Annotated in this window: 29 protein-coding genes; 12 read left to right on the top strand and 17 right to left on the bottom strand. The window is 56.7% G+C overall.

What is annotated here, in order from left to right:
* The first annotated feature begins 49 nt into the window (after positions 1 to 49).
* From GS632_RS13410 to GS632_RS13390, 5 genes are read left to right on the top strand one after another with little or no spacing between them, the layout of a single operon-like run.
* A complete protein-coding gene (locus GS632_RS13410; RefSeq protein ID WP_171722112.1) occupies positions 50 to 748 on the top strand; it encodes a lytic transglycosylase domain-containing protein in 699 nt (232 codons plus the stop codon).
* Positions 749 to 757: 9 nt separating this feature from the next.
* Positions 758 to 2845: a flagellar biosynthesis protein FlhA gene (flhA, locus tag GS632_RS13405; RefSeq protein WP_171722111.1), complete on the top strand. Its 2088-nt coding sequence runs from the start codon at positions 758 to 760 to the stop codon at positions 2843 to 2845.
* Positions 2842 to 3615, top strand: coding sequence for a flagellar biosynthetic protein FliR (locus GS632_RS13400; RefSeq protein ID WP_371809145.1), 774 nt, complete (start codon positions 2842 to 2844; stop codon positions 3613 to 3615). Before flhA ends, GS632_RS13400 begins: the two co-directional genes overlap by 4 nt.
* Complete coding sequence (locus GS632_RS13395; protein ID WP_171722110.1) at positions 3612 to 4700, top strand: flagellar biosynthesis protein FlhB; 1089 nt, start codon at positions 3612 to 3614, stop codon at positions 4698 to 4700. The genes GS632_RS13400 and GS632_RS13395 overlap by 4 nt, the downstream gene beginning before the upstream one ends.
* A gap of 29 nt (positions 4701 to 4729) precedes the next feature.
* Positions 4730 to 5080, top strand: coding sequence for a hypothetical protein (locus GS632_RS13390; protein ID WP_371809146.1), 351 nt, complete (start codon positions 4730 to 4732; stop codon positions 5078 to 5080).
* Between the two features lie 16 nt (positions 5081 to 5096).
* Here the strand turns inward: GS632_RS13390 and GS632_RS13385 are convergent, their stop codons facing one another.
* The 9 genes from GS632_RS13385 to GS632_RS13345 are packed head-to-tail and all read right to left on the bottom strand — an operon-like array spanning position 5097 to position 9647.
* On the bottom strand, positions 5097 to 5609 hold the full coding sequence (locus GS632_RS13385; protein ID WP_371810076.1) for a flagellar basal body-associated protein FliL: 513 nt from the start codon (positions 5607 to 5609) through the stop codon (positions 5097 to 5099).
* Between the two features lie 9 nt (positions 5610 to 5618).
* A complete protein-coding gene (gene flgH / locus GS632_RS13380; RefSeq protein ID WP_171722109.1) occupies positions 5619 to 6350 on the bottom strand; it encodes a flagellar basal body L-ring protein FlgH in 732 nt (243 codons plus the stop codon).
* A complete protein-coding gene (gene flgA / locus GS632_RS13375) occupies positions 6350 to 6766 on the bottom strand; it encodes a flagellar basal body P-ring formation chaperone FlgA (RefSeq protein WP_171722108.1) in 417 nt (138 codons plus the stop codon). The genes flgH and flgA overlap by 1 nt, the downstream gene beginning before the upstream one ends.
* Entirely contained in the window at positions 6766 to 7551 is a 786-nt protein-coding gene (flgG, locus tag GS632_RS13370) for a flagellar basal-body rod protein FlgG (RefSeq protein WP_171621141.1), read from the bottom strand. Before flgG ends, flgA begins: the two co-directional genes overlap by 1 nt.
* 21 nt (positions 7552 to 7572) lie before the next feature.
* Positions 7573 to 8283, bottom strand: coding sequence for a flagellar hook-basal body complex protein (locus GS632_RS13365; RefSeq protein ID WP_171722107.1), 711 nt, complete (start codon positions 8281 to 8283; stop codon positions 7573 to 7575).
* Positions 8283 to 8555 carry a flagellar biosynthetic protein FliQ gene (locus GS632_RS13360; protein ID WP_171621143.1) on the bottom strand — a complete coding sequence of 91 codons (273 nt, stop codon included), beginning with the start codon at positions 8553 to 8555 and terminating at the stop codon, positions 8283 to 8285. The genes GS632_RS13365 and GS632_RS13360 overlap by 1 nt, the downstream gene beginning before the upstream one ends.
* Positions 8556 to 8559: 4 nt before the next feature.
* On the bottom strand, positions 8560 to 8850 hold the full coding sequence (gene fliE / locus GS632_RS13355) for a flagellar hook-basal body complex protein FliE (RefSeq protein WP_171722106.1): 291 nt from the start codon (positions 8848 to 8850) through the stop codon (positions 8560 to 8562).
* A gap of 12 nt (positions 8851 to 8862) precedes the next feature.
* Complete coding sequence (flgC, locus tag GS632_RS13350; RefSeq protein ID WP_171722105.1) at positions 8863 to 9249, bottom strand: flagellar basal body rod protein FlgC; 387 nt, start codon at positions 9247 to 9249, stop codon at positions 8863 to 8865.
* Between the two features lie 11 nt (positions 9250 to 9260).
* Positions 9261 to 9647 carry a FlgB family protein gene (locus GS632_RS13345; RefSeq protein ID WP_171722104.1) on the bottom strand — a complete coding sequence of 129 codons (387 nt, stop codon included), beginning with the start codon at positions 9645 to 9647 and terminating at the stop codon, positions 9261 to 9263.
* A gap of 87 nt (positions 9648 to 9734) precedes the next feature.
* Between GS632_RS13345 and GS632_RS13340 the strand changes: the two genes are divergently transcribed.
* The 6 genes from GS632_RS13340 to GS632_RS13315 all read left to right on the top strand — a co-directional run bounded on the left by GS632_RS13340 (position 9735) and on the right by GS632_RS13315 (position 16971).
* Complete coding sequence (locus GS632_RS13340) at positions 9735 to 11072, top strand: FliI/YscN family ATPase (RefSeq protein ID WP_171722103.1); 1338 nt, start codon at positions 9735 to 9737, stop codon at positions 11070 to 11072.
* An 86-nt stretch (positions 11073 to 11158) separates the two neighbouring features.
* The gene (locus tag GS632_RS13335) at positions 11159 to 11998 is read left to right on the top strand and encodes a flagellar motor protein MotB (RefSeq protein WP_171722102.1); all 840 of its coding nucleotides are present in this window, start codon (positions 11159 to 11161) and stop codon (positions 11996 to 11998) included.
* Between the two features lie 91 nt (positions 11999 to 12089).
* Complete coding sequence (locus tag GS632_RS13330; protein WP_171722101.1) at positions 12090 to 13385, top strand: flagellar hook protein FlgE; 1296 nt, start codon at positions 12090 to 12092, stop codon at positions 13383 to 13385.
* Between the two features lie 33 nt (positions 13386 to 13418).
* A complete protein-coding gene (gene flgK, locus GS632_RS13325; RefSeq protein WP_171722100.1) occupies positions 13419 to 14870 on the top strand; it encodes a flagellar hook-associated protein FlgK in 1452 nt (483 codons plus the stop codon).
* A 2-nt stretch (positions 14871 to 14872) separates the two neighbouring features.
* The gene (locus GS632_RS13320; RefSeq protein ID WP_171722099.1) at positions 14873 to 15880 is read left to right on the top strand and encodes a flagellin; all 1008 of its coding nucleotides are present in this window, start codon (positions 14873 to 14875) and stop codon (positions 15878 to 15880) included.
* Positions 15877 to 16971, top strand: coding sequence for a flagellar basal body P-ring protein FlgI (locus tag GS632_RS13315; RefSeq protein ID WP_171722098.1), 1095 nt, complete (start codon positions 15877 to 15879; stop codon positions 16969 to 16971). Before GS632_RS13320 ends, GS632_RS13315 begins: the two co-directional genes overlap by 4 nt.
* Positions 16972 to 17009: 38 nt before the next feature.
* On the opposite strand, the gene GS632_RS13310 is transcribed toward GS632_RS13315, so the two are convergent.
* The 8 genes from GS632_RS13310 to GS632_RS13275 are packed head-to-tail and all read right to left on the bottom strand — an operon-like array spanning position 17010 to position 24820.
* Positions 17010 to 17654, bottom strand: a complete 645-nt coding sequence (locus GS632_RS13310; RefSeq protein WP_171181089.1) for a DUF1523 family protein — start codon at positions 17652 to 17654, stop codon at positions 17010 to 17012.
* A gap of 10 nt (positions 17655 to 17664) precedes the next feature.
* The gene (locus tag GS632_RS13305; RefSeq protein ID WP_171181087.1) at positions 17665 to 17931 is read right to left on the bottom strand and encodes a hypothetical protein; all 267 of its coding nucleotides are present in this window, start codon (positions 17929 to 17931) and stop codon (positions 17665 to 17667) included.
* A gap of 1 nt (position 17932) precedes the next feature.
* On the bottom strand, positions 17933 to 19270 hold the full coding sequence (locus GS632_RS13300) for a DUF6638 family protein (protein ID WP_171722097.1): 1338 nt from the start codon (positions 19268 to 19270) through the stop codon (positions 17933 to 17935).
* Positions 19271 to 19300: 30 nt separating this feature from the next.
* Positions 19301 to 20221 carry a restriction endonuclease gene (locus GS632_RS13295; protein WP_216601779.1) on the bottom strand — a complete coding sequence of 307 codons (921 nt, stop codon included), beginning with the start codon at positions 20219 to 20221 and terminating at the stop codon, positions 19301 to 19303.
* Positions 20214 to 22151, bottom strand: a complete 1938-nt coding sequence (locus GS632_RS13290) for an ATP-binding protein (RefSeq protein WP_171722096.1) — start codon at positions 22149 to 22151, stop codon at positions 20214 to 20216. The genes GS632_RS13295 and GS632_RS13290 overlap by 8 nt, the downstream gene beginning before the upstream one ends.
* 56 nt (positions 22152 to 22207) lie before the next feature.
* Positions 22208 to 23326, bottom strand: coding sequence for a hypothetical protein (locus GS632_RS13285; RefSeq protein ID WP_171181082.1), 1119 nt, complete (start codon positions 23324 to 23326; stop codon positions 22208 to 22210).
* Positions 23327 to 23359: 33 nt separating this feature from the next.
* A complete protein-coding gene (locus GS632_RS13280) occupies positions 23360 to 23698 on the bottom strand; it encodes a hypothetical protein (protein ID WP_171181080.1) in 339 nt (112 codons plus the stop codon).
* A 42-nt stretch (positions 23699 to 23740) separates the two neighbouring features.
* Positions 23741 to 24820 (bottom strand): hypothetical protein, encoded by a 1080-nt coding sequence (locus GS632_RS13275; protein WP_171722095.1) that lies wholly within the window; start codon positions 24818 to 24820, stop codon positions 23741 to 23743.
* A gap of 267 nt (positions 24821 to 25087) precedes the next feature.
* Here GS632_RS13275 and GS632_RS13270 point away from each other — a divergent pair, with 267 nt between their 5' ends.
* On the top strand, positions 25088 to 26563 hold the full coding sequence (locus GS632_RS13270) for an NAD-dependent succinate-semialdehyde dehydrogenase (protein WP_171181076.1): 1476 nt from the start codon (positions 25088 to 25090) through the stop codon (positions 26561 to 26563).
* The last annotated feature ends 104 nt before the right edge of the window (positions 26564 to 26667 follow it).

Below are 26667 nucleotides of genomic sequence, written 5' to 3'. Positions count from 1 at the left end.
GATTATTGGCTAGCTTGGCCGGGACAGTTCAGAATCCCGGACCGGCAGAATGCCAATTCGAAAGCTTTCGTTTTTCATCATGTTCCTGCTTGGCGCGCTGGCTGAGGCAGTGTTTGCCGCGCCCAATGCCCATACACGGGATCTGTGCGATCAAGCCGCGCAACGTGCGGCTTTGTCCGAAGGGGTGCCTCTGGACGTGTTGCGCGCAATCTCACGTGTTGAAACCGGCCGTACACTGGCGGGGCATTTTTCACCCTGGCCATGGACCATCAACGCCGAAGGTCAGGGATACTGGTTCACGACCGAAGATGAAGCCAAAGCCCATGTTTTCAAGATCTTCAAAGCAGGTGCGCGCAGCTTTGATGTCGGCTGTTTCCAGATCAACTACCGCTGGCACGGAAAAGCCTTCCGCTCGATCGACGCGATTTTCGACCCCGATGAGAACGCCAGCTACGCCGCCCGCTTCCTGAAAGACCTGTATACCGAGCTTGGCACGTGGCCCGCTGCCGCCGGGGCCTATCACTCCCGTACGGAATCGCTGGCCAAAGCGTACACGGGGCGGTTTCAGGCCGTGCTGGCCCAGCTTAGCGGCGAGACCTCGCCTCGGCTTGCAGCCATGTCACGCGATCCGTTCACCGGGACAGGAACACCTTTGATCCCCCTGCGGTCAAGCGTGAAGCACGGTGGGGCATTGGGCTCTTTGGTCCCGACCGCGGGCGCCGCCACCGCATTTATCGCGTTCAACTAGGAGTTTCGTGTGCCCAAAATCGACGCCCGATCCCTGTTTTCACCCACAGTTCTTCTGGCACTGGCTCTGATGACAGTCATCGTAATGATGATCCTTCCGATGCCAGCCTGGGTGCTGGATGTGGGGCTTGCCGCATCGTTTGCCTTGGCCATCCTGATTTTCACACTGACCCTGTTCATCGAAAGACCTCTGGATTTTTCGTCCTTCCCAACGATCCTTCTGGCATCCCTTATGCTGCGGTTGTCGCTGAATGTGTCCTCGACAAAACTGATCATCGGGCAAGGACATACCGGCCCAAACGCGGCGGGTGATGTGATCGAAGGGTTTGCCAATTTCGTCATGGGCGGCAGTATTTTTCTGGGCCTTGTGGTGTTTAGCGTCCTGTTGATTGTAAACTTCATGGTCATCACCAAAGGTGCGGCCCGGATGGCCGAGGTCGGCGCGCGTTTTGCCCTGGACGGGATGCCGGGCAAACAGCTTGCCATCGACAGTGACATGTCCGCCGGGGCCATTGACCACCAGCAGGCCAAGGAAAGACGCGAACGCGAACAGCAGGAAACAACGTTTTTCGGCTCGCTCGACGGTGCGTCGAAATTCGTCAAGGGTGACGCCATTGCCGGTCTGCTGATCACCTTGCTGAACCTTGTGATGGGTCTGATCATGGGCGTAATCGTGCACGGAATGCCCGTGGCATCGGCGTTCGAGACTTATGCGATCCTGACCGTTGGCGACGGGTTGGTGTCGCAAATCCCGGCCGTGATCATCTCTATAGCTTCTGCTTTGCTACTGGCGCGCGGTGGCACGCAAGGGGCTACGGACAACGCCATCTTCTCGCAGTTGGGCCGCCACCCGGCGGCCCTGTCCACAGTGGCGGTTCTGATGGTCCTGTTTGCGTTGGTGCCCGGACTACCGTTTCTGCCCTTCATTCTTGGGGCAGGTGTCTTGGGATACGCGGCCTATTCCGTCCATCGCAAACGGCAAGAGGAAGAAACCGCGGCGCAGCTGCCCGCGACCGAAATGGATACACCAATTTCTCAGGCCATCGGAGATATCCTTGATTTGGACGATGTGCACCTTGAGTTCGCCCCCGATCTGGTCAGCATGGTGCTGAACCCAGGTACTGGCCTAGATGCCCGGATCGCCAATATGCGCACCTATGTGGCGTCAACCTTTGGGTTGATCCTGCCTGAAATACGTCTGACGGACCGCGCCGATCTGCCAACCGGGACCTATGTGATCAAGGTTCACGGTGTCGAACAGGCGCGCGGTGTTCTCAATCCAGATCTTGTTTTGGCCCTTGTACAGGACGGGTTTGATCTGCTTCCCGAAGGCAACGATGTGACCGAGCCCGTCTATGGCGCACCTGCCCGCTGGATTCTTCCGAAAGATCAGGAAGACGCGGCGCTGAGCGGCGCTACCATCGTCTCGCCTCCCGAGATTTTGGCCACCCATCTTTTTGAGATCATCAAACAGAATTTCTCGCGCCTGCTGACGTTGAAGTCCCTGCGTCGCCTGCTGTCCGAAATGACCCGGCTCAGTGACCCGGTGTGCGCCGAAGCCAACCGAAAACTGTTGGACGAGCTGATCCCGGACAAGGTGCCCATCGACACCCTGCACGCGGTTCTGCGCCTGTTGCTCGATGAACGCGTGTCGATCCGAAACATGGCCCTAATCCTGGAAAGCGTGGCCGAAGCGCGACTGACCACAACCCAACCTGAAGGCATCTGTGAGCTGGTGCGTCAACGCCTTGGCTTCCAATTGGTTGCCGACATGAAGCGCGAGGATGGCTCGATCCCACTGATCCAGTTAGACCCTGAATGGGAGGACACGTTTGCCACCTACCAGATCGACGCGCCCAATGCCGGGCTGGATGTCGCACTGCCGCCAAACTTGTTCAACAAACTGGCTGACGGCGTGGTCAGCAGCGTTGCCAAATCTGCTGACAGCGGCCTGTTCCCTGCTGTTGTGACTTCGACCCGGCGGCGGCGATTGTTGCGCACAATCATGCACGCACGTGGCATCACCAACCCCGTTCTGTCCTTCGAAGAAATCGGTCTGGAAGCCAAACCCGCCTTGGTCGGAACCGTCCCGACGTGATTGCTCTGCCGCCAGAATTGATGTCGCAGCTATCCGACACTCTGTGGCAAGCCTTTGTCGTGTTCTTGCGCGTTTCAGCGCTTGTTTCGCTGCTGCCTGCCTTTGGTGAGCGCAGTATTCCCACACGGGTCAAACTTGGCATTTCCATCGCGTTTACCTTGATCATTCTGCCTGCTATTTCAGCTATCTCCTTCGAAACCAGTCTTTTGACAGTGGTGCGCCTGGTCGGAACCGAGGTCCTGATTGGGTTCGCCCTTGGGATTGGATTGCGTCTGTTCGTCCTAGCCTTACAAACGGCGGGATCCATCGCGGCTCAGTCCACCTCCCTGTCCCAGCTTCTTGGCGGTGCATCTGTCGATCCGGTTCCCGCCATGGGATATCTCTTGACGCTGGCTGGTTTGACACTCGCCGTCATTATGGGGCTGCATGTGCGGGCTGCGCAGTTCTTGATCCACAGTTACACGTTGTTTCCAGCCGGCTTGCTTCCTGGGGCTGCCGATATCTCGCGCTGGGGTGTTCAGCAGATTACACATAGTTTTGGGTTGGCCTTTGCTCTGGCCACGCCTTTTGTCATCGCCTCATTGATCTACAATCTGGCGCTGGGCGTCATCAACCGGGCCATGCCACAGCTGATGGTCGCTTTCGTAGGTGCACCCGCAATCACTTTTGCCGGGCTGTTCCTGCTGTTTGCCGGTACACCGCTAATCCTTTCGGTGTGGTCTGACGCGCTGATGGCGTTTTTTGTGAACCCGGTCGGACCGCAGCCATGAGTGGGGGCGGCGACGACAGTGACAAATCTTACGAACCGACACCGCAAAAGCTGCAAAAAGCGCGCGAAAAGGGTGAAGTTCCCAAATCCAATGATTTGTCCGTCGTGGCCGCGTACACCGGGTTACTGATCGCGCTCATGACGGCTGGGAAATACACTGTCGAACAAATGGGCACCGTGTTCATGGTTTTGATCGAACAATCCGACCAGATTGCGCGGCTTTTGACAGATGGGCCTTCAAACGCTCCGACTGCGGGGATTTTAAAAGGGGCTTTGATGCCTGTGGCCTTGCTGTTTTGCCTGCCGGCAGCGGCCGTGTTGTTGAACCTGATCGCCCAGCGCGCCTTGATATTTGCCCCAAACAAACTGAAACCAAAGCTCTCACGCATCTCGCTTGTGTCGAATGCCAAGAACAAGTTTGGCCGCGGCGGGCTTTTTGAATTCGCCAAAAGTGCGATCAAGCTGGTGATCTACAGCACGTGTCTTGCGCTGTTTCTCAAAGCAAACCTGACCGAAATACTGTCGGCCAGCGCGGCACCGGCCAAGTCATCCATCCTGTTGATGATGAACCTATTGTTTCGTTTTTTGTTTATCGTGATCGCCATTGCCCTGGTCATCGGGGTCGTCGATTTTCTGTGGCAATACGCCGAGCATATGCGCAAAAACCGTATGTCGCGCAAGGAAATCCAAGACGAAACCAAAGACGCCGAAGGTGACCCTCATGTCAAACAGCACCGCCGTCAGCGCGCGCAAGAAATTGCCACCAACCAGATGATGTCAGATGTGCCCGGCGCAGATGCCGTGATCGTTAACCCCACCCATTTTGCAGTTGCGTTGAAATGGTCCCGAACTATCGGCAGCGCACCCGTTTGCGTCGCCAAAGGAGTCGACGAAGTAGCAGCAGCCATTCGAACCGCCGCAAGCGAAGCCGGGGTTCCGATCCACTCGGATCCACCCACAGCCCGCGCGCTTCACGCAACTGTCGAGATAGGGCAGGAAATCGCCGAAGAGTATTATCGGCCCGTGGCGGCTGCGATCCGGTTTGCCGAAGCAATGCGAAAACGCGCCAAGGAGCAGATCCGATGAAACACACCCAAATCCCGGCTTTGGAAAAAGTGACAGAGGCCACATTTCAAAAAAAGTTTCAGGAATTGCGGCCGATCCTGGACGCTGAGGCGAGGGTTCGGCAACAGCTTGCAAAACTGGATTTGCAGCTGAGTCAAGTGCGAACGGAAAGCGACAAAACCGAAGGATACCAAGTTTCCGGAACCGACATTCTGTGGAACGGGTGGGAGTCCGCCACACGGCGCCAGCTCAATATGCAAGTTGCCCAGATTCGAGCACAAAAACTTGCGGCGGTGGAGGCGCTTCGCTTTGCGTTTGGGCGTAAACAAGCCGTCGAAGCTCTGGGGGAGAAATTTCATCAGAAACACAGCCTCAAAGCCGCCCGAAAGCTGGTCGAATAAAAACCAAGCATTTTTTTTAGACGTCTTGCCGGTTTACGCTCATGATCAGCACTTCTGTGACGTTATCGCCCAGATCTTTGCGCGCGACTTCCAACAAGGATTTTCGCAGGATGTCCAAATTACCGGACTCTGTGAAAACGCCGTCGAACCCACCTGAATTTGCATGATCAAACAAAACCTGAAGGAAACGATCCCGCAGTTTTGGTTCAATTGCATAGAACCTGTCTGTGATCGAGGGATCAGCCTCGAGGCTCAGAGTCAAAGTCACCATGGCGTCTATCGAATCATCTTTCACGACCGGAACAACAAACTGCTTGATCATCTTCAGAAACTCTGATCCGCCGCCATCTTTCTTTTTCGACGTCTTGGACTTGCCCTGCTCTTTGCCTTTGTCATTTCCCTTAAGCGCTGCATCCTTGTCGGGTGTGGCATCCTCGGGCTTTTGCGCCGGAGCCAAGTATAGCCCGGCGCCAACACCCGCCCCCAGTCCAACAACCAGGAAAAGAACTGGAATCAGTTTTGCGATCACACCTGCACCTCAGAACGGAAGAAGAGAATCAAGAATTTGCTGGCCGTACCGAGGTTGTTGGACATCCGTAATCTGCCCACGGCCACCATAGGACACACGCGCCGACGCGATCTTGTCATAGGTGATTTCATTCTGGCGTGAGATGTCCTGAGGGCGGACATAGCCAGCCACCAAAAGCTCGCGTAGTTCAAAATTGACGCGCAGCTCTTGTGATCCCGAGATGGCCAAAACCCCGTTTGGCAGCACATCCAGCACCGTTGCGGCCACGCGCAAGGTCAGCTTTTCGTTCCGCCGAACCGATCCGCGACCAGAGCTTGAAGAATCCGATTCGATCGCGACGGCTTCGTCCAATGACGCGCCTTCCGGCAGGTTTTTTTGCACACGCTGCGGCAAGCCAAAGAAGCTTCCCACCCCAAGCTCTTCCGACCCGGATCTGGAGCGTCGCGTGTCATTGGATATCTCGGCCTCTTCATCCAGTTCGATGACGACGGTTAGAATATCTCCCTTTTTGATCGCCCGCTGATCGCCCAACAGAGATTGCTGACCGCCACTCCAGAGCGATGAACGATCCACATTTCGCTGGGGTTGCGTGTGTAACGGCAGGCCCGGCCACAGCATGGCTACCTGTTCAGGCGAGTCCTCGTTAGGGGTGAAACTTGGCGGTTTTCCCAAATGGTCCAGACGCCCGCACGTAGACAAAGCAAACACGGTCAAAAGAAGAGTTTTTGGAAGTCTTGACATCACTGCACCTCAATTTGGCCATCTGGGCGGATTCGGCCTGTTACCGTTGTTCGAGACGAAAGATTCATCACCCGAATGCGCTCGCCGATTGCGCCGCGCCCGAGGGCTCGACCCTCGGTGGTGATAGACAAGGGTTGGCTATTAAACACCAAAATCACCCGATCGTTGCGGTCAACAACGGCGGGCGGACCAACATCCGTGTCACGAATGGGTCTGCCGGGGTAAAGAGCCACCCTGGCTTCCTGCCCGATCAAGGCCTCGGGATCCTTTACTGCACCAGCGACCTCCGTCGGCTTCATCTCAAGATCTGCTGCGACAATGATCTCTTTTGCCCGGATCGTTCGGGTTGAAACCACGATGTCAGACTGCGCAACACAGGGTATCAAGATCGTCAGGGCCGCTATAAGACGTTGCATTAGCGCACCTGTGTTGTTGCGCTCATCATCTGATCGACTGCTGAAATGACTTTGGCATTCATTTCATAACCACGCTGCGCCTCGATCAGTTCTGTCACCTCGCGCACCGCGTCGACCGAGCTGTCCTCCAGATAGCCCTGCCTTATTGTTCCCAGCCCGTCTTCACCAGGCGTGCCCAAAACGGGCGCACCTGAGGCTTCGGTTTCCTTGAACAAATTGCTTCCGATTGCCTCAAGCCCCTTGGCATTCGAGAAACTGGCAAGCGCAAATTCTCCCAACAGCTGACCTTCGGGAGCGTCGTCAAAATAGGCGTAAACCTCGCCGCCCGCGTTGATCGAAATAGAGCGCGCATCGTCAGGGACGGTGATTTCGGGCGAAACCGCAAATCCATCAGAGGTCACGATTAGCCCTTCAGCCGAACGTTTCAGACTACCATCGCGAGTATAGGCGGTCTGACCGCTGGGAAGCGTCACCTCCAAGTAGCCGCGCCCTTCAATCGCCACGTCCAGATCACTGCCGGTCGCCGACAGCGCACCCTGCTCCAATTGCACCGTCACGGCGGCAGGCCGCACACCCAGACCCAGCTGAATACCAGTGGGCAGGACCGTTCCATCCGACGCGTTCACTGCCCCGGCCCGGGCCATCTGTTGATAGTGCAAATCCGCAAACTCGGCCCGTCGGGCGTTGTAGCCAGTGGTATTCATATTCGCCAGGTTGTTCGAAATCGTCTCGACACGCATCTGTTGAGCGGACATGCCGGTGGCGGCAATTTTTAGGGCTCGCATTTAACACTCTCCTTATTCAGATCAGCGCATCAGGGCGTTAAGCGCCCCGCGCACCCGCTCGTCTTCGCTTTCCAGAAAACTTTGCCCCAGTTCGTAAGCGCGCTGGATTTCAACCAAGCGCGTCACCTGCTCAATGGCATTGACGTTTGAGCCTTCGAGAAAGCGGTGCAAAACAATCGGTTCGTCAACCGGATCTATGGCCTCGTCCGTACGGAAACGTGTGTTTCCTTCGCGGACGAGATCTTTAGGGTCGGCGATGTTGAACACCCCCAACTGCCCCAACAATTGCCCATCGACACTCAGGGTTCCGTCGCTGCCAACGTCTATCGTGGCGACATCGGGCGGGATGAAAACCGGCGCGCCATTGGCGTCCAGCACGCGCGCGCCATCCAAGGCCACCAGATCCCCCTCTGCGTTGGTCGAGAAACTGCCAGCCCGCGTCAACCGATTCCCGTCCGGCGTTTCAACCATAAAAAAACCAGCGCCTTCGATCGCGAAGTCAAACTGCCCACCGGTTTCCGTCAACACCCCCTGTTGCAACGACGTGTTGCGGGCTTCGGCCCGGCTCATGGAAAGCGACGGGCTTTTGGGCATGTCATGAATGAACTCAGAAAACACAAGACCTTGCTGGCGATAGCCAGTCGTGTTCGCATTGGCGATATTATTTGCCACCAATCGCATTTCACTCATCAAACCAGATTGGCGGGACAAGGTAACATAAGCGGTGTCCATCAGCGACCTCCTGCGATCAAAGGAACGAGCGTTCCGGTGAAGAACGTCACCAGAGTCTGGGTCATGAACCCCATCGAGATCCAGAACACGACAACGATGGCGATCAGCTTGGGAACAAAGGTCAGTGTCATTTCCTGAATCGACGTCAGCGCCTGAAACAAGCCGACAATCAGGCCAGAGACCAAGGCGACAGCCAGAATCGGGACCGATGTGATCACCGCAACCCAAAGGGCCTGGCGCACAATGTCATAGAAAAGACCTTCGCTCAGCATCGTGTCAGACCGGCATCCGCAGGATTTCCTGATAAGCCTCGACCACCTTGTTGCGTACGATCACGGCTGTCTCGACAGCCAGTTCGGTTTGCGCCAGCGCCTGCACCAATGCGTGCGGATCGGCTTGTCCGACCATCGCGGCCTGAGACATCTGCTCGCTGTGTTTCAACGTGGCCGCAAAGTCCTGAAAACTGGCCTGAAGCCCCTGCGTCGTCCCGGTGTGTTCGGGATCGGCCTGTGTCGCGGGGCGTGCGCCGGTATAGCTCTGTGCGGCGGTCAGGGATCGGATGTCCATTCTGGCTGTCCTTTATTTTCTGAGCAATTCCATCAACGACGACGACATCTGCCGCGTCTGATCAAACATCTTGAGATTGGCTTCGTAGCTGCGCTGCGCTTCGCGCGCGTCGGCGATTTCGATCATCAGATCGACATTCGATCCCTGATAGTGGCCGCTTTCATCAGCCATCGGATGGCCAGGGTCGTAGATCCTGCTTAGGTCACGCCGATCAAGCGTGACACGACCGGCCTGCACCATGTCGCGACCGTCTTTTTGTACAGTTTCAAATGGCACCGTTTTGCGCCGGTAGCCCGGCGTATCGGTGTTCGAAATATTCTCGGACACATGCCGCAAGCGGGCGGCCTGTGCACGCAGGGCGCTGGCGGATGCGGTCAGAGAGTGGGAAAAATCGCTCATCTTCTTTCCTCTTAGCCACGACCCAGGCTGGTACGCAGGATATTCATGGATGACTTGTAAATAGCCAAAGCCCGGTCATGCTGGCGCTTAACATCGACCGATTTCAGCATCTCTTCTTCAAGGGAAACGCCGTTGCCGTTAGGATCGCCAGAAGGGACGGTATCGAACTCGGCCCAGCTTTTCGCATCAGAACCTCTGTGCAGATGACCCTGACGCGTGGCGCTCATAGTCGTTTCACGTTGTGAGATTTCGAAAGCTGTCTTGAAAGATTCGATATCGCGCGGCTGGTAGCCGGGTGTATCCGCATTGGCCATGTTGCGCGCAATGACCGCCTGCCGTTGCCCGGCATGGGTTGCCATTGCGTACGCGGTCTTAAAGACGTTCAGGTCATAGAACATCGGGGCTTCTCCCTCGATCAATTTCAATCAGGGCTTAACCCCGATTCCTTTAGAAACCGTTTTCAGAACTCAGTTGGAGAACCCACGATGTCAGATCTCGACCCGATGCTTCTGAAACATGAATTCGACAGGATGACTGCGGTCCGTCATGTGGGGCTGGTCAGTGGCGTCGCGCAGGGTCTGATCGAGATCAGCGGCCTGAACAGTCACGCGCGAATTGGCGACCTGCTTACATTGCAGCGGCGCTCGGGGCCTGATGTCTCAGGTGAAGTGCTGCATGTGGATGCGGATCATGTTCATATGATGCCAGGCGCCGCACCAGATGGTGTCAGTCTGGGGGACCGCGTGTATCTTGACCCCTCTCCGGGTTTCGCACCGGGCCTGCACTGGTTGGGGCGTGTTATCGATCCATTTGGCAAACCGCTTGACGGGAAACCTCTGCTGAACGGGGCGCAGGACCGCGATATCATGCAGGCCCCGCCGCCAGCTGTAACACGCAAACCGTTGGGAGAGCGGATGGCCACGGGGTTGTCCGTTCTAAACACAATGCTACCGATCGTGCGCGGTCAGAGGGTCGGGTTGTTTGCCGGGTCGGGCGTTGGGAAATCGACGCTCCTGTCAACTCTGGCACGCTCCATGCAGGCGGATGCAGTCGTAGTTGCACTGATTGGTGAGCGGGGGCGCGAAGTAAATGAATTTGTTGCCCATGCCATCGGTCCGGAGGCCATGCAGCGGACCATCGTGGTGGCAGCGACTTCGGACCAATCGGCCTTGTCCCGCAGGCGCTGCGCTTGGTCAGCGATGTCGACAGCAGAATTCCTGCGCGATCAGGGCCTGAACGTCCTGTTTCTGGCCGATTCAGTGACCCGTTTTGCTGAAGCACACCGGGAAATTGCCGTCGCCATGGGGGAAACGCCGTCTCTGCGCGGGTATCCGCCTTCGGTCACACCCCTGATCGCCAATCTGTGTGAACGCGCAGGACCGGGCGCGCAGGATCAGGGGTATATCACCGCCGTGTTCAGCGTGCTGGTGGCCGGATCGGACATGGATGAACCTGTCGCAGACATTCTGCGCGGCGTGCTGGACGGGCATATCGTGCTTAGCCGTGACATCGCCGAACGTGGGCGTTTCCCCGCCATCAATCTCAGCAGGTCCGTGTCCCGCAGTTTGCCGGGGGCGGCGTCCGAGGCGGAAAATCATATGATTTCGGAAACACGCAGACTTGTCGGAAGCTACGAACAGTCAGAAGTGATGATAAAGGCCGGGCTATATGCCGAAGGGTCAGACCCGCTTTTGGATCAGGCCGTGCGCGTTCACGACGAATTGGATTCGTTTTTCGGTAAACCGGATTCCGAAGGGATCGAAAACAGCTTTAGTCGACTGTCTCTGATTCTGCGCCGCGCATCGGTCGGGGTACCGCGTTAAGCGAATTCTGAACAGTTTTAAGTGTTAAGGCCACCTTAAGTCCTCCGCTGCTAGTCACAGAGTTGGGTGATAAAAAGGTGGTGGAGATGGGTGCGCAAACAAACGCGGCGCCAATCATCATCAAGAAGAAGCGTGTGTCAGGTGGCGATGGCCATCATGGCGGCGCGTGGAAAGTCGCGTATGCCGACTTTGTTACGGCCATGATGGCCTTCTTCATGTTGATGTGGCTGCTGAACGCAACAACGGAACAACAACGCAAGGGGTTGGCGGATTACTTCGCGCCGACAATCCCGCTGAGCCCGGAATCCGGGGGCGGTGACGGCGCTTTTGGTGGCGACAGTATGCTGTCAGAAGACACGCTGCTGCGGGACGGCCAAGGGGCTACAACCAAGTACGCAACCGAGTCGCGCCTGGCCCGTGGGTCCGTCGGCGTGGATGCACAGGGTGGCGGCAAAGGGAACAAGGAAGACTTCTCGACGCTTGAAGCCCAACTGCTTGGCCGCACCGGCGAAAGCGATGTGTCGGACAAGCTGCTCAAGCACATTGTCACACGCGTCACTGACGAAGGACTTGTCGTCGAACTCTTTGACACCGAGGATCAGGCATTGTTCGAATCGGGATCCGACACGCCAACCCGCTTCCTGCGCGCGCTGGCCCTGATCATCGCCCGATCCTCGGATTTAGTGACAAATTCGATCGCCGTTGAAGGCCATGTCAGCGCCTCGCCTGTTGCACAGGCCCGCAACACCGCCTGGGATCTGTCTACTGCACGAGCGCAAAAACTGCGCCAGTTGCTGCAGGACAAGGGCGTGACGGCACGGCGGATGGATCGCGTCACCGGCCATGCAGACCGTGAGTTATTTGCTAAAAACCCAATGGCCCCGCGGAACAACAGGGTCGAAGTGATCTTCCTGCGTCACCCCTAAAGGATAGAACGCATTTTACATGTTAGCGCGCTGTTAAGGGGCAGCGCGTTACCTGTTGCATCAACGACTGACGCAACAGAAGGGCGCGCCCATGACCATTTCCTCTTCGCTCAATGCCGGCGTGGCAGCGCTGAAAGCCAACGCCAACAGGCTGGCAACGATTTCCGACAACATCGCGAATTCCTCGACCTATGGGTACAAGCGGGTCGAGACGGATTTTCATTCTATGGTCACATCGGGTCAAGGTGGCAGCTATTCGGCAGGTGGCGTGCGCACGACAAGCCAGCGCATGATTGATCAGCGCGGACCCTTGGTAACAACCAGCAACTCCACCGACCTCGCGGTTCGCGGGCGCGGGATGTTGCCAGTGCGCCCTAGTTCGCAAATCGGCAATAACTCGAACGAAATGCTTTTGACCACAACCGGATCGTTCCGCACCAACGAAGAAGGGTATCTGGTAACCGAATCCGGCCTTGTTCTTCTAGGATGGCGCGCTGGTCCGGATGGGACCATTCCGTCTGTACCCCGCGACACACCCGCTGCACTTGAACCCATTCAACTGAGCGTCAATCAGCTCTCAGGCGCCCCAACAACAGAAATGAACCTGCGCATGAACTTGCCCGCCACGGCGACCGATGCGGGCGCTCCGGGCGACGTTCAACCTTTGTCGGTCGAGTATTTTGACAACCTTGGCAAATCCGAAAGCGTTGATATCCAGCTGATCCCAACCGTTCCGGCGACCGGCAGCAGCAATGAATGGACTATGGTTCTGCGCGATTCCGCCTCTGGCGGCGCAATCATCGGGGAATACACACTAACTTTCACCGACAACCGAACCGCAGGCGGCACTCTGGCCAGTGTCGCGGCAGTATCAGGTGGCGCATACGACCCAACGACCGGCAGCGTCATGGTCAACGTTGCCGGCGGTCCAATGGAGATAAATATCGGCATGATCGGCGATGCCGATGGAATAACCCAGCTCTCTGACACCTTTGCACCGGTTTCGATCACACGAGATGGTTCCGCCGTTGGTACAATGACTAGCGTTCAAGTGGATGAAAATGGCTATGTCTATGCGTTCTACGATACTGGCGTCAGCCGCCGGATGTTTCAGATTCCTCTCGCGGACGTGCCCAATCCCAATGGCCTGACGGCGTTGGACAGTCAGACCTACGCCCCGTCACGTGAAAGCGGCACATTCTTTCTGTGGAACGCAGGCGACGGCCCGACCGGAGATCTTGTTTCCTTCGCCCGCGAAGAATCAACTACGGACGTCGCAACCGAACTCACCTCTCTGATCCAGACACAGCGCGCTTATTCATCAAGCGCCACGATGATCCAGACGGTGGATGAGATGCTGCAGGAAACGACGAATCTGAAACGCTGAACCAGTGTCTGATCACAGGAAAGGAGCAGCCTCATGAACATGTCGACGGCACTCAACAATGCATTGGGTGGGCTGACAGCGGCCAGCCGAGGGGCCTCTGTGGTGTCCGGGAACATCGCAAATGCCCTGACACCGGGCTATGCGCGCCGTTCCCTTGAACTGACAACCAGCCAGATTTCCGGCAGCGGCGTCCGCACGGTTGGGGTGGTTCGGCACCAGGACCCTGTTTTAACCGCCAACAGACGGTCAACGGACGCCGAACTTGCGTTACAATCCGCAGTTTCGGATTTTCATACGCGTTTCGAACAACTAGTCGGGTCTCCAGCAAACGGGTCCTCGTTGTCCACGCGCCTGTCGGACTTGGAAAACAGCTTCATAACTGCAGCCAGCCTGCCTGATTCGGTCGAACGACTAGATCAGGTCGCGCGCTCGGCAGGTGATCTGGCCAACGCGCTGAATAAAGCATCTGAAGGCGTGCGGCAGGCGCGCTCGGACGCAGATCGCAAGATCGGCGCTCAAGTTGAAAACCTAAACCGGACTTTGCAGGATATCGAAGACCTGAACGCCAAGATTCCTGCCATTAAAAACTCGGGTGGAGACATTGGTGCCCTGTTGGATCAACGACATGTCCTGATCGATCAAGTCAACACGATGATTCCGGTCAACGTCGTGCCGCGCGTAAATGATCAGATGTCGCTATATTCCGATGGCGGCTTAATACTGCTGGAGGGCAAAGCGTCAGAGTTCACCTTTTCCACAACGGGTGAGACCATGCCGCATATGACGGTGGCAAACGGCCTTATGTCAGGGTTGGAGATGAACGGAAACCCTGTGCGCACAAGCGGTGACACCGCACAGATTCGTGGCGGAGCGCTGATGGCCCAGTTCACTATCCGCGATGAACTGGCTATTGAGGCACAGATGCAACTGGACACTGTTGCCCGCGACCTGATCGAACGGTTCGAAACGTCGGGGCTGGACCTCACCGCCCTGGTTAGCGATCCGGGCCTGTTTACCGACAATGGCAACCGGTTTGATCCTACCGCTTTTGTCGGGCTCGCCTCTCGGATTGCAATCAATTCTACGGTGGATCCTGACGTTGGCGGAGACAGCTGGAAGCTGCGTTCGGGTCTGGGCGCTGTGACAGCAGGTGATCCCGGACAAGCCGCTCAACTAAGTGCCTTCGGAAACATCCTGAGTGACGCGCGTCCGATACCTGGCGGAGTGTTCGGTACAGGAAACATGCGTGCCGCCGAGTTGACCGAGGCTTTGCTCTCTAAAGCGGGTGCACATGCGCATGCAGCAGATCAACGCCAGGCCTTCGCCAATAGCGCCCAACAACAAATGGCCCAGATCGAGGCCGAGCAAGGTGTAGATACAGATCAGGAACTGCAACGTCTCATGCAGGTTGAACAGACATATGCCGCAAATGCACGGGTTATCTCGGTCGTGGATGAATTGCTTGAAACTCTGCTGAGGTTGTAACGATGACTTTGACATCTATCGGCGATCTGGCGCGCGGTATGACCTTGCGCACGCGTGCCACAGACATAAAAACACAGATCGAAACGCTTTCGTTTGAGATGTCCACTGGACAGGTACAGGATATCTCAGGCCGGTTGGGGGGCGATTATTCGCAGCTTCTCGACTTGGATCGCAGCCTCGCCAGGCTCGACGCCTTTGGCATAGCAACATCTGAGGCGGCTCTGTTCGCCGATGCCATGCAGTTAAGCCTGACAACCTTCAGCGATTCTGTCGGAGAAATGACCGCATCCTTGTTGGCTTATGGAACCGCAAATCAGCCTGCGAACCATGAACAAGCATCGGTGCAGGCGAAAAACGAACTGGACACGATGATCTCGGCGCTGAACACGCGCGTCGGTGGACGTAGCCTGTTTTCCGGCACGGCCACCGACGTATCGCCTTTGCAATCATCAGACGATCTTTTGGCGGCGCTGAGGCCGCAGTTGACCGGGCTTGCGACTGTGTCAGATATCCGTCTGGCAGCAGACACATGGTTCAATGACCCGGCCGGGTTTGACGCCGTAATTTACCAAGGATCGAACAACACGCTTTCCCCGATGCAGGTATCAGAAAATGAAAGCGTCACACTGCCGATCACTGCAACGGACCCGGCTTTCAAAGCCGCCCTCAGGGACGTTGCAGTGGCCGCATTGGCAACAGACAGCGCATTGACGCTTTCCCCAGATCAACGCACGATGCTGTTCACGCAGTTGGGTGTTGATCTGGCCAACGCGCAGGATGATACCGTGCAACTCCGGGCCGAAGTCGGCACGGCGGAGGCCCGTATAGAAGAGGCAGCGACACGGAATTCGGCTGCTCGCACCAGCCTTGAATACAGCCGAAACGAACTGATCGCGGCGGACCCTTATGAAACGGCGGCAAAACTGCAAACTGTGCAGTTCCAATTGGAAAGCTTGTATTCCGTAACTGTTCGCAACGCGAACCTATCGCTGGTGAATTTTCTGAGATGAGGGCGCTGATACTTATCTTGGTCTTCCTTCCCAGCCTGGCTTGGGCGGGGGCAATCCGTCTAAAGGACCTGGTCGATTTTGACGGCGTGCGCGGCAACGATCTGGTTGGCTACGGCCTAGTCGTAGGTTTGAATGGAACCGTTGATGGATTGCGCAATGCCCCCTTCACCGAAGAAATCATGTCCAACATCCTCGAACGTCTGGGCGTCAACGTGAACGGCGAAGATTTTCGACCAAAAAACGTGGCAGCGGTTTTGGTCACAGCCAGCCTCCCACCCTTCTCCAGGGTGGGCGGTCAGATCGATGTGACTGTTTCGGCCATCGGCGATTCCAGCAGCCTGTTGGGCGGAACGCTGATCATGACACCTTTGAACGCAGCCGACGGTCAAATTTATGCTGTCGCTCAAGGCACAATTTTGGCGGGCGGCGTTTCTGCCGAAGGTGAGGCCGCTTCGGTGGTGCGTGGGGTGCCAACGTCGGGCGTCATACCATCTGGCGCGCGGGTTGAGCGTGAAATTGACTTTGACCTGTCGACCCTGACCCAAATGCGTCTTGCTCTGAGAGAACCCGATTTCACCACAGCCGCACGGATCGAATCCACGATCAATACCGAGTTCAACAGGGCCGTGGCCATCATGCGGGATTCGGGAACGGTTGAACTTAACATTGCCGCGACGCAAGCGGTATCAACGGCCCATGCCATCGGGCGAATCGAAAACATACTGGTTGAACCGGAATCAAAAGCGCGCGTGGTCGTCGATCAGCGGTCGGGTACCATCGTTATGGGGCAAGAGGTCCGCATTTCGCGCGTCGCTGTTTCTCAAGGCAATCTGACGTTAACAGTGCAAGAGGCCCCGATTGCAGTGCAACCCAACCCGTTTGCCAGAGGTGAAACAGTGGTCGTGCCCCGCACCATCGCTGGCATCGAAGAGGAAGAAGGCACCGGTCTTGCCGAAATCCCCGAGGCGACAACTCTGTCCGAAGTGGTTGCTGGATTGAACGCGCTGGGCGTGTCGCCTCAGGACATGATCGACATTTTGAAAACCATAAAAGCAGCGGGCGCGCTGCACGCAGAGTTCATAGTCAGGTGACGGCGGAAGGGCGTGCTGATTGCACGCCCCTCTACGCTTTACTTTGACTTCCAGCTGTCCAGCCAGCGCCGAAACCTGGTGCGCCGTTCTTCAATTGCGTCACCCGCCGCATACAGCCCGTCTTCCACGTTTTCGATCATCGGGTCGATCCGGGCCTCCCGGAACCTGCGCCAGCGCACCCATATCGCCCAGACCACCGCGGCAAAAATCGTCAGGAATATGATGTTGAACCAGGGGATAATCCGCGCATCCGGCCCATCCACATGGTTGATGAAGATGGCGTTTGGAAAGATCGACAGAAACTCATTGCGCCAGCCGTAGTGAGTAACAACCACCCATTTCGGATTCTCTTTGGTCGATTTCGCATCATTGGCTTCGGTATACAGATTTGCGGTATCGAACTTGAAATAGGGGGGCCAACCCCATCCAGTATCCTCGTTTCGATAGACGATGGGTTTACCGCTTTCGCGAACGGCCTGAATGAACTGCACGTCCCGATTGGCAAGGCTTGCGGACTGGTCCTGGGGTTCAGACCAGAAAATCCGGGTCCAGTCGTTCAGATCCTGCCGTTCTTCATAGGTATTGACGATGCGCACAATGTCATGCTGCGGCAGTGAGTATTGCAAGACCGCCGCAATCGTACCCCAGAAGATAATAATGAACGCCCATTTCACATAGGCCATGCCTAAATCCTCACATGTAATTCACAATGTAGATCAGCGCGCCAATCGCCACCCACGGCACAATATAGACACCCAGGATCAGTTTACGCCGGAACGAATTGTCATACACATGCAATCCGCGTTCGACAAAGGCTTCTTTGTTGCCCGTTTTGCCTTTTTTATCCCACCAGTCCTCAAGCTTACGCCGCCGAATGCCGCGCGAATAGAAAGACAGCGCCACATAGGCAATCGTCTGGACCACCAGCAAGATCAGCAACAGGCGCAACAATCCGATCATATCAGCCTTTCCTCACCGAACCCCAGGGACCGACCCGAGCGATTATGTCATCGCTGACCCGGTCATTGCCGCTCATATCCGGCTCATGCCCAAACAACGCGGCGCGGGCCCCTTGCTTGTCCACCTGATACTCACGCGCAAGGAAGTCGGCAACATAGGCTTTCTTGCTCTCGGGCCAACCTGAATATGTGCGGTAGAACAGCTCTTTATGGCAGATGAACATCTGGCGCGGGTCCAGCGGGGCCAACTCAGACAGCAGCATGTTCACCAGATCGCGGTTCGGTGTATCCGCCGCGCGCAAAGTATAGAAATAGGCCGGATGGTCCGAGGTGATACGCGGCCATGGCCCCCCATCGCTCGCCCAGCGCAGCAATTGAGCGAGCCTGTGATAAGCCTCGGGCAGGCGATCCGAGTGGTTGCGCGCCAGCCGACGCATGTCGCTGCGATCCAGCCCGGTCAGGTCGACATCTGCATCCGCAGCCGCATCGACGGTCAGGAAATCCATCTTTTGTTGCAGGATCGCGGCGGCATCCACGCCGCGCGCTTTGACAATCGGTTCGACCAGATCGTTGTAGTCCAGAAACTTGGCAATCTGGTTCCGCTGTGACGGGTCGAAGGTGTACTTTATCGGCAGATCATCCGGCTTTTCGCCCATACAGACGGCCGCCGGGTGATCCACATCCGGAAACAGATACAGCCCGCCAAAATGCGCGGTCCAGAAATTGCGCTGCTCAAAATCCGTGTGGCGCAGACGGACCGGATTGCGGGTGACGTCGCCGGTTTCTTTGGCCGTCTCGATCATCTTGGCGATCAATACGTCGTCGAACCACGCATCCTCTTCGGTCTTGAACCGTTCGACCATCCCCGCCAGTTGCTGGGCCTTGCGCAAGGTGCCGCCTGCGGTGTCGGCCTCAATCTCGATCTTGCGCAGGTTCAGCAGGTCGCGCGGCGTGGACAGTTTGAAAACCGAGTTCACCAACTCTCCGGCCACTGCATCGGTGGCGGTCAGGGCGAACAACTGCGCCTCGTTCATCTCGATGAATTCACGCAGGATATCACGCGAGGTCGAGAATTTGACATTCAACAGCGGCGCGCGTTTCTGTTCGGTCGTCAGCAGGATGAACTGCCGGTTGACCCCGTTGGGATTGAGGTAGAGCGTGTCCTCCAGCTCAATCCCCACCTCCGGCGAATAACCCGAGATATCGACATGGAAATCCGTCAGCGCCGTGGTCTTGCCCGCCAGATGCTGCAGCGCGCGGTTATACCGCTCGACCAGAGCCGGGCTGGAGATGTGGACAAGATTACCGAACATCAGGCCTTTTTCGATGAGGCGGATCACTAAGCGGACCTTCCTTCCTTTGATTTAACACTAAACGCTGGCAAAGAACTTCTCATCTATTGTGACCGACTCAATCATTTCTGTCGCAACCCCAAGGTCGTTTTCTTTGAGCAAATCACACAGGCGATCCCCATCAATTAGGTCAATCGCGGTAGCCCCATCCCTTGTAGCTTCGTCCGAAGCTTGCGCGGTGAAATTTCCAGTCGTTATGAACAATCCTTTGTCTGCTCGCCCCATCATCGCCCCTTTAAAGTCGCGAATTTCCGATGACCCAACACTTCCTTTGTAGCGTTTGCACTGAAAGAACACCTGGAACGAAACGAGGTTCACCCGAAGAACGCCGACACCGTCGATTCCACCGTCACCGGATTTTCCACGGACTTCGACTTTGGTAAACCCTGCTTCCCGAAGCAAGCGCTGTGCTAAACGTTCAAAGGCGTATGGGTCCATTTGTTTTAGACTGGTAAGTAACCTTGATTTCCACGTCTCTGTATCAGGCGTCTCTTCGATATTGCCACTCTGATCAGAAGGTGAAAACAACTCGGGCTCATCCCCGTTTTGTTGTTTCTTCTTCCGGCGCTCGCGAGCTCTAGCTTTTTCTTCTTCGTTAACCTGGTCGATTATTCGCTGAGTATCGTCAATTGTATCTATGGTGCTTCCGAACTCAGTTAACGCCCAAATGCCACGAGCGGAATTCTCGAGCGCACCACCCTTCTTCAAAAAGGTTCGAGCCCAAGCCAGATAGTAGTTCAATCGTGGTTGGCCTTGGTTAGTTCCGGTCATCATGAAGGATTGTTCTTCCTCAGAAACGCCTTCAAGTTCCGCGACCTTCTCGTCAAGTTCGTAAATACTTGCGGAGCCCCCTACCTGTTTCATAGCCTCGACGGTTACCAGCATCATGCCAGGCATTTCCGGGTAGCCTTCTGCTTCAATAACAAATCTTCTAGTCAAAGTTCTTTCCTTTTAAATACCGCCGCTTGGCCTCTTCCATCCGGCCCATCTCACGGACAGCGTTCTCGATGGCGACCTCGTCGCTCTTGTCGGCATAGCGGAACTCGCTGTCGGCGTAGCGGTTGATCTCTTGGATCACCATCTCAACCGTGATCGGCTGGCGCAGGTCTTCGATCATCGCTTTCTTGGTGTCGTAGTCGCGGAACAGGAACAGGTCGGGGTTCTCCATCCACTCGTCGGGCAGTTCGAAATCCATCGCGCGGACCTTGACCGCGTCGGTGATGTTCTTGATCGCACGACCGGTGAACCGCTCATCCGCCTGCTGGATCGCCTTGAGGTAGTTGCCCAGCTTGGCGATCGTGTCCATCTGGCCGATCTCGTGGGACACCCGGTCATAGACCTGCAATAAAGCATCCTCATGCGGGCGGGAATGGCTTTCGAAACTGGCGGCGACGGCGTTTTTGATCTCCTGCGCGGCATAGGCGTCGTGTTCGCCCAGCGGGATGTCGTGGTTGCGACCCATCAGCAGGTGCAGGATGTCGATGTAATCCTCGCGCGTTTGCGGCCCGTCCACCAGAAACCGCGCGCCCGCCCGCTGGCGCAGGGCGTCGTCCACATTCTCAGGGTAGTTCGAGAACATGCCAAAGGTGCAATTGCCGCGCACGACGGTGTTGGCGCCAGCAAAGCTCTCCATCAGTACAGCGGTGATTTCCAGTTGGCCCGCGCTGGACTGCCGGTCGCCGCGTTTTCCCGCCAGTTGGTCTATATCGTCGATGGTCCCGAAACCGATGACCGAGGGATCAATGATCGTATTGATAAAGGCTTTGGCGTTCTGGCCGGACTTGCCCTGATAGCTGTCGATATTGTCGGTGCTCAGGTTCTGATAGCGGAACGGATAGCCCGCGTTCTGGCAATAGTCATTGATCAGCCCGGCCATCATCTGGATCAGGGTGGTCTTGCCGGTGCCCGGTTTGCCGTCACCCATGAAGGTAAAGATGAACCCGCCGAGTTCCGCAAACGGGTTCAGGCGGCGGTCGAAGTCATAGGCCATCAGCATCTTGGCCAGCTTCATCGCCTGATACTTGGCGATATGGTTGCCCACCACCTCGTTCGGTTTCTTGAACGTCATGGTCAGAGTGGAGGATTTGGCCTTTGAGGCCGGCTCGAACCCTCGGATCGTCAGGTCATCGGCGTCGATATGCCAGGCGGCGTTCTGGAACGGGGCCAGATGGTCCGCCGACTGCGCACGCAGGGCGGCCTTTTCCATCAACTGCTCGGCATAGGCACTTGTGGCGGCGATCAGGTGGGCGTCGTCAGGGGCGTGTTTGGCCAACATTTGGTCCAGCTCCCACAGCGCGCCATGCAGGGCGAGTTGGCCGTTGTCGGTCAGGATCTCTTCGACCTCGCCGATATCGACGGTGGTTTCACTTAGATGTGAGGACATCAGATACGCCAGCGCATTTCCAAGCACATGCGATGAGATAAGCGCCTCCGCGGTCAGCAAACCCGAGAACTCGGCCTTCCGCGCGGCAGGCAGATCCCCGGCTAGGTTCGCACGCTTCAAATCGGCCAGCGGTGTCTGGTCCGCATAAGCCTCGGCCACAGCCAAAGCGATTGCGATGGCGCGGCGAATGGCCTGTTGCGTGGTGGCCTGCGGCGGCGAGACCAGCGTATCGCCGTCATCGGATGCCTCAATCCGTTCAACCAGATGCACCCCGTCTGCGCGTACAGTGCGCCGCGTCACCAAACCGGGTGTGGTGGATCGAAACCGCCTCCCGGTCGTGACACCCGGAGACCGCTCGACCGCCACTTCAACCGGTTTCGCAATCCGCGGCGCGTGTTCGAACCCATTCAGCAAGGCGGTCGCCGCCGGGTAATGTTTGCGAATATCGTCTTCGCGCAATTCCATCTGATCTGACGTCAAACTCATTTGCTCAACCCTGCATCTTCTTCTCGTCCAAAATACGGTCGCCGAAGGCGAAAAACTCAATAGCGCAACACCTGTCCTGCCTTGCTAACGACGAATTTGCGCACATCGGCAAACCCCGGCGGGTTGCGCTCGGCCAGCACCTGAAAGGGGCGTTGGGGCAGGATGATCGACCGCTGCGTCCGCGTGGCCCCGGTCTCAGCGCCCTGCCCGCCAAACGGATCCAGCGCGAAAATCTCGCGCTCGACGGTTGAAAACCATCCGGCGCGTTCTTCGATGACCTCTTCGCTTTCCAGCTCCTCGGTGGTCCAGGCCAGTGCCCAATCTTGACCTTCGGGTGCCTGTGCGTCCTCCAGCACCTGCCGCAAAGGACCCGATTGCTCGGTATAGGCCGAGGAATACATTGGCCCCACATGAATGCGGCGCAGGTGTTTGGGATGCAGGTCGTCAAAATCCTGGTCGAAGCCCTTGGCGATGGTCACCAGTTTCAAACCGCCCAAAGACTGCGCCATCAGATGCGCCTGCACCTCGGGCCAGCGGCGCTGGTCCTTGGGCAGGGCCGTCTTGCCGCTGTCCTCAAGCTGCATCAAGTAGATGACCGGCAGGTTGATCTGGCTGTCATAGACCGCCCAGTGGATCATGAACTTGCGCCGATCCCCCTCATTCCCGATCCAATGGCATTCGGGATCGTTGCGGGCCCAGAACAGCTGACCTTTCAGTAATTCTTCATAAAAGAGCCTTTGTGACAGGGCGAATTGCAGCTTGGTGGGGATCTCCCGGTCGCCAATAATTGTCCGAACCATGTCGGTTTTCAGATCGTCTTCCGACGGCATATTCGCCAGATGCACCTGCGCCTGCTGCGCGTCATTGGCCATGGTCAACAATTCGGCCGCCACCGGAAACCCGCTGTCGCGCTTGTCCATGGCCAGGCTGCCAAAGAACCGCCCAGTATCGCGCCCGACCAGCAGGTATTTCATGGACAGTGCGCGGAAGGTATAGAGCAACCCCGAGAGATACCGCGACACGATCCGCACCTCTTGCTTGCTGATCGCGCCCTCCGCCTCCATCGTCGCGGCCACGCGCAGGAGGTGGACAGTGATCACCTCAAATTTGCGGAAATAGCGGCGCGAGGCGAAGGTGTCGGTCAGGCCGACATGGTCTTGGGTGGGGTCAGTCATTTGCGGTTCTCGGCAGCATTTCAACTTCTGAAATCACTGCCCTTCATCCTTGACAGAAAGCACTCTTCCAAATGCATCAAGTTCAAAGAAGCTAAAGAGCATATTGGCCTCCGATTGGCGCACATTGAAGAATTGTGGCTCGCGGCTCCGAATGGTGTGAGCAGTCATTGAAAACAGCGCGCGGGCTAGATTTCCAAGACACCCAACCAAGATGAAAATAATTGCCAGAAAAAGTGCTGCGAACACAATTCCGTTTACTGCCTCTTGGCTGGCAACCTGAAAGGGCGCATCGGCACCAATTTTCGACAACGAAACACCGACACCAGAGAGAAAGGAGACTAATCCCCCTGCAATCGTGAAAAAAATGCCCAAGAGGCCAAACCTGCAAAATACTTTCCAGCTCCACATCAGGGTTTAACCCCCATACAAATTTTTATCATGCTTCTCGACAATAGACGCAAACCGGCGGGCAAAGCGTTCGTCCGCCTTGGCCTTTTTCTCCAGCACGTCGCGGGCAAAAACCATGTGGTCCTCGTGCGCTTCAAGCATATCGGCCATTTTCTGGTTGGTCGCGGTGCCGATGGCGGCCATTGCGGTTTGCGCCTCTTGGTCGGTCTGCACGCCGATCTCGTTGATGCGGTGCGCCACGTCCTGCTGCTGCGCTGTTTTCAGCGATTTGGTCAGGGCGTCATACAGCACCACGCGCTGCTGCGTGTCTGTCTGCAGCTTGTTGATCAGCACCATCTGAGTCGCCGCCTGGTTCTGCAATGAATCGACCCAGGTCTTGCCTTTCTCGATATAGCGCTCCAGCGTCTGCGACTTGGCCAGCTTGACCTGTTCTTCCTGAACCTTGGCGTTGTATTGCTTGTTCAGCTCGGCCAATTCAGTCTCTAACTGGGTCCGCGCGGCGGCATCCTGTTCGACGCTGATCTTGTTTTCCAGCGTGATGATCGTCGGATCCATGCCTTGGATCTCGGCGCGCAACGCCTCAAGCTCGGCCACGGTCGCCTCACGGTCATCCAGTGTGCCGGTCAAGTTGTCCTCAACTTTGACGCGCTGCTCTTCCAGTACGGACAGCTGCCCCTGCAACAATTGCACGATCACATCTGATTTAGCGATCAGGTCTTGCAGCTTGTCGTCGATATTGGCCGTGCGCATCCGTTCCTGCCGCATCGACTCGGACTTACCTTTCGAGAAGATGCCAACAAACGACTCCCACCCGGTTTTCGAGCGCATTTCGTCGAAATCTTTGGAAAACGCGTTTGTAACGTCATCCAGCCCCATGATCAGCTCGGCGATATTGGCATTCATCACCTCGGTATGGGTGTGAACATCCTCGAGCGTTGCGTTTTCAATGTCGATATCCGCCTCGGCGGTGCCGATCTTGGCCCGCGCAGCCTCAATCCGTGAGGTCAGCCCTTCGATTTGCGACTGGGACTCACGCACTTTTGCCTGAGTTTCTTCTATAAGGGCTTCGAATTGCTGGTTCGACATCTCTGGTGTCCCTTTTTGTCTGTTTAACCAATAAGATAGGGAATGTTACACCGATTTACATCCCCCTGCGCTAATTTTTCCACCAGACTTTTGCAAACTCGGGGCAAAAAAGATAGGCGGCTGGCTGCAGCCTAACGTGGATCGGTATACGAAAATCACACACTATTCAGCCAAATCTGGATTGATTTAGGGGGCGAAGTGGCCATAGACAGTTTCGAACCCGCTGATTGGGTGCGCGCAAACATTATTCCTGCCGGAGGCTAGCCCATGCTGGACGCAACTACAGACCTGAAGTCGATTTTGAAGAACCCTGAACTGCTGGCGACGAAAGCCTATATAGGCGGCCAATGGGTGGACGGGGATAACGGGACGTTTGACGTGACCAACCCCGCACGCGGTGACGTAGTCGCTGAAGTGGCCGATGTCAGCCGTGCCCAGGTTGCCGGAGCGGTTGCACAAGCTGAAGCCGCGCAAAAGGAATGGGCCAAACTGACCGGCAAGGAACGTGCGGTGATCCTGCGCCGCTGGTTCGATCTGATGATGGAAAACGCTGAGGATCTGGGCAAAATCCTGACGGCCGAGCAAGGCAAACCACTTGCCGAGGCGATTGGTGAGATCGGCTATGGCGCGTCCTTCATCGAATTCTTCGGCGAAGAAGCCAAGCGTGTCTACGGTGAGATGATCCCGGGGCATCAGCGTGACAAGCGGATCATGGTGCTGAAACAACCGATTGGTGTTGCGGCGTCGATCACACCATGGAACTTCCCCAACGCAATGATCACCCGCAAAGCCGGTCCTGCCCTGGCCGCGGGGTGTGCGTTTGTTGCGCGCCCGGCCAAGGAAACACCCTTGTCCGCTCTGGTTCTGGCCGTTTTGGCCGAAAAGGCTGGCATTCCGGCTGGTGTGTTCAACGTGGTTCCGTCGTCGCGCGCCAGCGAAATCGGCAAGGAATTCTGCGAAAACCCCGGCGTGCGCAAGCTGACCTTCACCGGTTCAACCGAGGTCGGTCGCATCTTGCTGAAACAGGCTGCCGATCAGGTGATGAAATGCTCGATGGAATTGGGCGGCAATGCTCCGTTTATCGTGTTCGACGACGCCGATCTGGATGCAGCGGTCGAAGGCGCGATGATGTGCAAGTTCCGCAACAACGGTCAGACCTGCGTCTGCGCCAATCGTATCTACGTGCAGGCTGGCGTTTACGACGCCTTCGCAGCCAAGCTGAAAGCCGCCACCGAGGCGCTCAAGGTAGGTGACGGTCTGACCGACGGAACCACAACCGGCCCGCTGATCAATGCTGAAGCTGTCGCCAAAGTTGAAGAGCATATCAAGGACGTCACCGACAAGGGCGGCGCGGTTTTGACCGGTGGCCTGCCGCATGATCTGGGTGGCACGTTCTTCCAGCCGACCATTGTGACCGGTGTGACCCAGGATATGTTGGTCGCGCAGGACGAAACCTTTGGCCCGTTGGCGCCTTTGTTCAAGTTTGAAGATGAGGACGATGTCATCGCCATGGCCAATGACACGATCTTTGGTCTGGCCTCTTACTTCTACGCCAAGGACCTGAGCCGCGTCTACAAAGTGGCCGAGGCGCTGGAATATGGCATCGTAGGCGTGAACACGGGCATCATCTCAACCGAGCTGGGCCCGTTCGGTGGCGTCAAGCAATCCGGTCTGGGCCGTGAGGGCAGCCACCACGGTATGGAAGACTATTTGGAAATGAAATACGTCTGCATGTCGGTTTAATCTGACCTGGCCCCGGTGCAAAGCGCCGGGGCCATTCGGTTTGTCATAAAACTGCAAATAAACCGTCACATCCCTGCAATGACCTGCGTTCATCCCCCTCTCAT

The sequence above is a fragment of the Ruegeria sp. HKCCD7296 genome, from assembly GCF_013110775.1.
Lineage (GTDB): Bacteria > Pseudomonadota > Alphaproteobacteria > Rhodobacterales > Rhodobacteraceae > Ruegeria.
Note: the sequence above shows the minus strand (reverse complement) of the source record. Positions and strands in the feature narration are given on the sequence as shown.